Here is a 1,885-nt window from a genome sequence, read left to right on the forward strand (position 1 = left end):
GGCGCCATGTCTACGACTACTACCACTCGGCGCGCTACGAGCGCTACACGCTGCAGTTCAACGGCCTGACCGAGCTGTCGTCCGACCTCAAGCGAGCGAAGGGCGGCGTGATCCAGTCGGGCCGCGACATGGTGCTGACCATGAAGGGCCCCTCGGGCACGGTGCGCAACGAAGGCGGCGACATCCAGGCGGGGCGGGATCTGGCGGTCACGGGGAACTTCGTCAACAGCGCTGCAGACAGGACGCTCGGCGTGATGGACTACTTCAAGGGCAGCGGCCCGGTGCGCATGCATGCCAAGCCCTACTCCACGCTCGACACCTCGCTGTGGGACGGAGACAGCCGGGATTACGGCAACCTGTATGCGTTTCTGGAAGAGACCCTGGGGCAGCCGAGCCGCTCGCACGGCATGGGCCCCTACGACTGGTACGACGACCGGGTGCTCGTGACGCTGCAGGAGTATGCGAGCGGCGGCAAGATGCCGGCGCAGCTGGCGACGGCGCTGAGTGCGGCGCTGCGGCCGGATTGGAAGACGCAGAGCTTCGACACGATCCGACAGCGCTGGACGGACTTCAAGGGCTTGGGCCAGAAAGGTCCGACGTTCCAGTTCTTTGCCGACAAGAAGTCGGATGTGGCGGTCGGCCGCAACTTCTACCAGAGCGAAGGCTCGTTCAGCAATGGATCGGCCGTCTCGCCCGAACAGCGCACGGTCACCGTCATGGTCGGCGACAAGCGTGTGCCCACCGTCCTGGGGCAGCCCGACGGGCTGTCGAACCTCGGCAAGGGGGTGAAGCAGGCGCTCGACACGCAGAGCGGACTGGGTGGACTCGGTGCACGGCTGGTGCAGCCGAACCCCCTGGCAGGCGGCAACGCTCAATCGCAAGGGGGGTCGCAGAGTGTGGCCGGTCTCGGCGATGGCGGTGACGGCAGTGCAGGCAGGGCAAAAGCGCCTGCGCCCACGACGCTCACCGTGGTGCCGCTGTATGAAACGCGGATGCAGTACATCGACCAGAGCCAGTACTACGGCAGCGACTACTTCCTCAAGCAGATCGGCTTTGCGAGCAACACGCCCGTGCCGGTGCTCGCCGACAGCTACACCACCACGGTGCTGCTCACGCGGGCCATCCAGCAGGCCGTGGGCGGACTGCTGACGTCGCGCGACGGGCTGTCGGGCGCGGGGCTGGTCAAGTCGCTCATGGACAACGCCGTCAAGGTCTCGGCGGGGCTGAAGCTGGAGGTGGGCGTCGAGCCCAGCGCGCAGCAGCTCGCGCAGCTCGACCGCGACATCGTGTGGTACGTGGCCGAGAACGTCGAAGGGCGGCAGGCGCTGGTGCCCAAGGTGTACCTGGCGGACAAGACGCTGCAGGCATACCGGCAGGGGAGCGATGCGAGCCATGCGGCAGCCGGTGCCTCGGTGGCGGCGCGGGGCCAGGTGGTGATCGATGCCACGAACGTGAATAACATCGATGCGCAGATCTCGGCGGGGTCCGGGGTGTCTGTGCGTGCGAAGGGCTCGCTCACGAATGCGGCCATGGCTGGAATCGAGGGGGGCATCCATTCGGGGGGCGACGTCGTGCTCGATGCCGGCGGGGCGTTCAGGAGCCAGGGCGCGGGCGTCGAGGGCAAGAACGTGTACGTGCGAGGCCAGACGGTCGAGATCGCCGCGGGCATGGGCTGGGACCAGGACGGGCAGCAGGCCATCAGGAACCGGGGGGCGATCACGACGCAGCCCTTGCCTGCGCCCGAGCCGAGTGGGTCGTCGGGCGATGGGGCGGCATCCGTCTCCGCCTCGGTGCGCCCAGCGTCGTCGAAGTCGCCATCGGGGTCCGCATCGGGAGCCGCAAGTGCAAGTGAAAGTGCATCGGCATCTGCATCTGCATCTGCATC

1 pseudogene is annotated in these 1,885 nt (G+C 67.5%); it reads left to right on the plus strand.

Going from position 1 to position 1,885, the window contains the following annotated elements:
- Positions 1–1,885 (plus strand): annotated as a pseudogene (locus EC845_RS01250) (S-layer family protein); the annotation flags it as partial.

The sequence above is a fragment of the Comamonas sp. BIGb0124 genome, from assembly GCF_003752175.1.
In the GTDB taxonomy this organism is placed as follows: Bacteria; Pseudomonadota; Gammaproteobacteria; order Burkholderiales; family Burkholderiaceae_C; genus Comamonas_F.